The sequence below is a fragment of the Mesorhizobium sp. M7A.F.Ca.ET.027.02.1.1 genome (assembly GCF_004022985.1).
Taxonomy (GTDB): Bacteria; Pseudomonadota; Alphaproteobacteria; order Rhizobiales; family Rhizobiaceae; genus Mesorhizobium.
On sequence record NZ_RZOL01000473.1, the window covers coordinates 1 to 4384 of the forward strand.

The 4384-nt window shown below is 63.5% G+C and carries 3 protein-coding genes; 2 read left to right on the top strand and 1 reads right to left on the bottom strand.

Annotated elements, in window-relative coordinates:
* Positions 1 to 39: 39 nt before the first annotated feature.
* A complete protein-coding gene (locus tag EN749_RS31515) occupies positions 40 to 1278 on the bottom strand; it encodes an FAD-dependent monooxygenase (protein ID WP_128364621.1) in 1239 nt (412 codons plus the stop codon).
* An 81-nt stretch (positions 1279 to 1359) separates the two neighbouring features.
* Between EN749_RS31515 and EN749_RS31520 the strand changes: the two genes are divergently transcribed.
* Together EN749_RS31520 and EN749_RS31525 are read left to right on the top strand one after the other, a co-directional pair.
* The gene (locus EN749_RS31520) at positions 1360 to 1944 is read left to right on the top strand and encodes a TetR family transcriptional regulator (protein ID WP_128364622.1); all 585 of its coding nucleotides are present in this window, start codon (positions 1360 to 1362) and stop codon (positions 1942 to 1944) included.
* 698 nt (positions 1945 to 2642) lie between these two features.
* On the top strand, positions 2643 to 4384 hold a 1742-nt coding region (locus EN749_RS31525), incomplete at its 3' end, for a helicase-related protein (RefSeq protein ID WP_189367822.1).

The window sequence follows — 4384 nt, forward strand, 5'->3', positions numbered from 1 at the left end:
GCTCCGATACAGCGCCGGAAGTTGTCCGGCGCCTCGAGATCAGGCAACCAGCTTGAGCTCCCGTTTCATCGCTTGCTTGCGCACGCCCGGCCGCGACGACGCCGGCAGCTTCGCCATCTCAGCCCGGCTGAGACCTGACAATTTCATCGAGATCATGCGCTGGACGAACGGCATCATGTTGACGACGCCGAGCACGAAATTGCGCAAGACGCGCCGCAGCGGTGTGCGGACAAGCGCCATGCCTGTCAGCCTGCCCGCCAGTTCGATCACCTCTTGTGCCGCGGGACGCCGAAGCGTTTCGTAGAGGTCGAGTTCGCTTTCCGGGCGGACACCGTTGATCACGTCGCCGAGCAGTTCGCCCAGCACCACGGCATCGATCAGGCCGGTGTTCATGCCTTGGCCGCCGGCCGGGCTGTGCACATGGGCGGCGTCGCCCATGACAAACAGGTGCCCCTGGCGGTAGGACCTGGCAAGGCGGTGATGCACGCGGAACCGTGTACTCCAGGTCAGGTCGAGCACCTGCGCCGGGCTGGCCGACGGGCCGCGACTGTCGAGCAGCGCCTGGATGTCGGCAATGCCAGGCCGCTCAGGCGCCTCATCCATGGTCGCTACGATGCGATATGATCCGTCCGGCAGTGGCGCGACGACGACCAGTCCGGCCGGGGAGAACAGCAGCGACACCTCCGTTGGCCCGAGCGGCCAGTCAAGGCGCACGTCGGCGAGTACAAAAGACCCTGCATAGGCCTCGCCATCGAAGCCTATGCCGGCGGCCTCGCGTACCACGCTGTGCATGCCGTCCGCACCGACGACGTAACGCGCCGAGATCGTCTTTTCGCGACCATTCTGGACGACCGTGACGTGTGCGCCATCGACCCCCTGCAATACCTCCTTCGCCTCGACGCCGCGATGGACGACACCGCCCAACCCGGCGATGCGCTCAGTGAGGACCTTCTCGGTTAGGTTCTGCGGAATCATCAGCACGTAGGGATACGCCGAGGGCAGGCTCGAGAAATCGAGGTTGATTAGGACCCGGTCGCGATCACGTATGGCGAAGTTGTCAAGCTTCAGGCCGAGTTCGACCAGCCGCCCCGTGACGCCAAGCGGCTCGAGTGTCTCCAGCGTCTGCGCGTGGATCACTCCGGCACGTGAGGTGTTGAGGCCTTCGGCGAGGCGGTCGACCACGACGTGATCGACGCCTGCCTGATGCAGGGCAATGGACAGCGCCAGGCCGGTCGGGCCGGCGCCTATGACCAGGACTTCGGTGGTATCAGGCAGCATTTTCTCTCTCCGTTTGTCAACGATTGGTGACTTTTATCTTGGGTGCTTGAGTTTGTCAACGCTCGTTGATATTTGATTTTCATGAGCACGAATCATTCGAAAAAGCCGAGCAAGTCGGATCGCACCCGAGGGCAAATCCTGGATGCCGCCAGAGATCTGTTTGCCGAGCACGGCTATGACGGCGCGTCGATCCGCGATGTCGGGACCCGCGCCTCGATCGATCCGGCCATGGTGATCCGCTATTTCCGCAGCAAGGACGAATTGTTCGCCCGGGCGGCACTCGTCGACCTGCAACTGCCGGCACTTCGGGTGATCGACCCGGCCACCGTCGGCGAAACTTTGATCAGGCGGTTTCTCGAAGTCTGGGAAGGCCCGGCCAGCGGACCCGGCATGGCAATTCTGCTGCGTTCCGCGGCGTCGAACGAATTCGCCGCCGAAAAAATGCGCGAGATATTCGCCAACCAGGTGAGGCCGGTGGTTGCGGCGGTCGGCGATCTCGCCGACGCCGGTCGAAGGGCCGGGCTCATTTCGAGCCAGTTGCTGGGTTTGGCGATGTGCCGATATGTGCTGCGGCTACCGGCCGTCGTCGCTCTGTCACACGACGAGATCATCCGGAACGTCGGCCCTGCGCTGCAACGCTATGCCACTGGAGAGGACACGGCCTGAACCAGCGGTCCGGCCGGACCGGTCATCATGCGGCGGCTGCACCTAGCCAAAGCATGCCCAATCTGTGCCGAAGCGGCACGCGGAGGTTAACAGCCACCCGCCGCCCTGTGCGAAAGCTGCTTCGTAACCTGTGGATTCTCGGTGGATAAGCTGTTCACAACACAAGATATTGGGGTGAACAAATCGGGAAAATCGCGCCATCGCTGATTCGTCGCCGATTCGTTCCGGCTATGAGCCGAACGTTAACGACGACAGCCGGAATCGCCTGCCCAACTGCTTAACGCAGGTTAAGGAAGATCAACAATTTCATCATGTTGGTCGAGGCGCGCCTAGCCACCGTGATTGTTTCCCGGCAAAGGTTAACGGCAACACCTCTTAGCATGAAACGGGCCAGTTCAGCGATTCAGCATGTGGTGCGACTCGCGGCCGCGAAATCCACATGTAGCCGTGAACAAAAGCTGAATCTGCAGGAGTCACTGATTCGTCGCCGATTCGTTCCAGACTCGTTCCATCCGTTAATCCGCAGCCGATTGGAAGCTTGACAAAACCACCTTCTCGCCGTCGGCGGAACATTCCGCTTTCGCTTCGCGCCCGAAATCCCTATGTGTCGCCTGTCATACGCGCCATTTGAGGCACGCTCCCGACAACCAGAGGCCAGAAGCCTTATTTCCAGGTCCCGGAAGCCTTATTCTAGGTTGATGAACATCCAGCCCAAACACACAGAGCCGCTGATCCTGTCGGGCCGCGACGTGACCGCCGTGCTCGGGCCGACCAACACCGGCAAGACCCATCTCGCCATCGAGCGCATGGTGGCGCATGAGAGTGGGATCATCGGCCTGCCGCTCAGACTTCTGGCGCGCGAGGTCTACGCCCGCGTCTGCGAAAAGGTCGGCGCCCACAAGGTTGCGCTGATCACCGGCGAGGAAAAGATCCAGCCGCCGGGCGCCAGATATTCGGTCTGCACCGTCGAGGCCATGCCGCGCGAGACCGACGCCGCTTTTGTCGCCATCGACGAGGTGCAGCTCGCCGGTGACCTCGAGCGCGGCCACATCTTCACCGATCGCATCCTGCACCTGCGCGGCCGCCAGGAGACGCTGCTACTGGGTGCCGCCACCATGCACGGTATCCTGCAGCGCCTGCTGAGGGGTGTCTCGGTGGTGACGCGGCCGAGGCTGTCGCATCTTGCCTATGCCGGCTCCAAGAAGCTGACCCGCCTGCCGCGGCGCACGGCAATCGTCGCCTTCTCCGCCGACGAGGTCTACGCCATCGCCGAGCTGATCCGCCGCCAGCAGGGCGGTGCCGCCGTCGTGCTCGGCGCGCTCTCGCCGCGCACCCGCAACGCCCAGGTGGCGCTGTTCCAGTCCGGCGATGTCGACTACCTCATCGCCACCGACGCCATCGGCATGGGTCTCAATCTCGATCTCGACCACGTCGCCTTCGCCCAGAACCGCAAGTTCGATGGCTTCCAGTACCGCAACCTGACCGCGGCCGAGCTCGGCCAGATCGCCGGCCGCGCCGGCCGGCATCTGCGCGACGGCACCTTCGGTGTCACCGGGCAGGTCGACCCGCTCGACGAAGAGCTGATCAAGAAGATCGAAGGCCACGATTTCGATCCGGTGAAGGTGCTGCAGTGGCGCACCGCGCATTTCGACTTTGCCAGCCTCGACGCGCTGAAGCGCTCGATCGAGACCAACGCTCCGGTCGAGGGACTTACGCGGGCATTGCCTGCCGTCGATGCACAGGCGCTCGAGCATCTATCGCGCGACGAGGACATTCGCGCGCTCACCACCAATGCTAAGCGCGTGGCGCTGCTGTGGGAAGCCTGCGCGCTGCCCGACTACCGCAGGATCGCGCCGGCGCAGCATGCCGACCTCATTGCCTCGATCTACACGGACCTCGCACGCCACGGCCATGTCGACGAGAATTACATGGCCGAGCAGGTGCGCCGCGCCGACACCACCGAGGGCGACATTGACACGCTGTCGCATCGCATAGCCCAGATCCGCACCTGGACATTCGTGTCGAACCGGCCCGGCTGGCTGGCCGATCAGGCACACTGGCAGGAAAAGACGCGCGAAATCGAAGACAGATTGTCGGATGCGCTGCATGAGCGGTTGACGAAACGCTTCGTAGACCGCAGGACTTCCGTCCTCATGCGGCGCCTTAGAGAAAATACCATGCCTGAAGCCGAAATTAGCCCTACCGGAACCGTCCTTGTCGAAGGCCACCATGTCGGCGAGTTGCAAGGGTTCCGCTTCACCGCCGACCAGACCGCCGGCGGCGAAGACGCCAAGGCGGTGCGCACCGCTGCCCAGAAGGCGCTGGCCGCCGAGTTCGAATCGCGCGCCGAACGCTTCGGCGCCTCGGCCAATGGCGACATCGCGCTCGGCTCGGACGGCACGCTGCGCTGGATCGGCGCGCCGATCGGCACGCTTGTATC

Coding starts and splice junctions, on each gene's coding strand:
- EN749_RS31520 (WP_128364622.1), top strand. CDS start 1,360: ATGAGCACGAATCATTCGAAAAAGCCGAGCAAGTCGGATCGCACCCGA.
- EN749_RS31515 (WP_128364621.1), bottom strand. CDS start 1,278: ATGCTGCCTGATACCACCGAAGTCCTGGTCATAGGCGCCGGCCCGACC.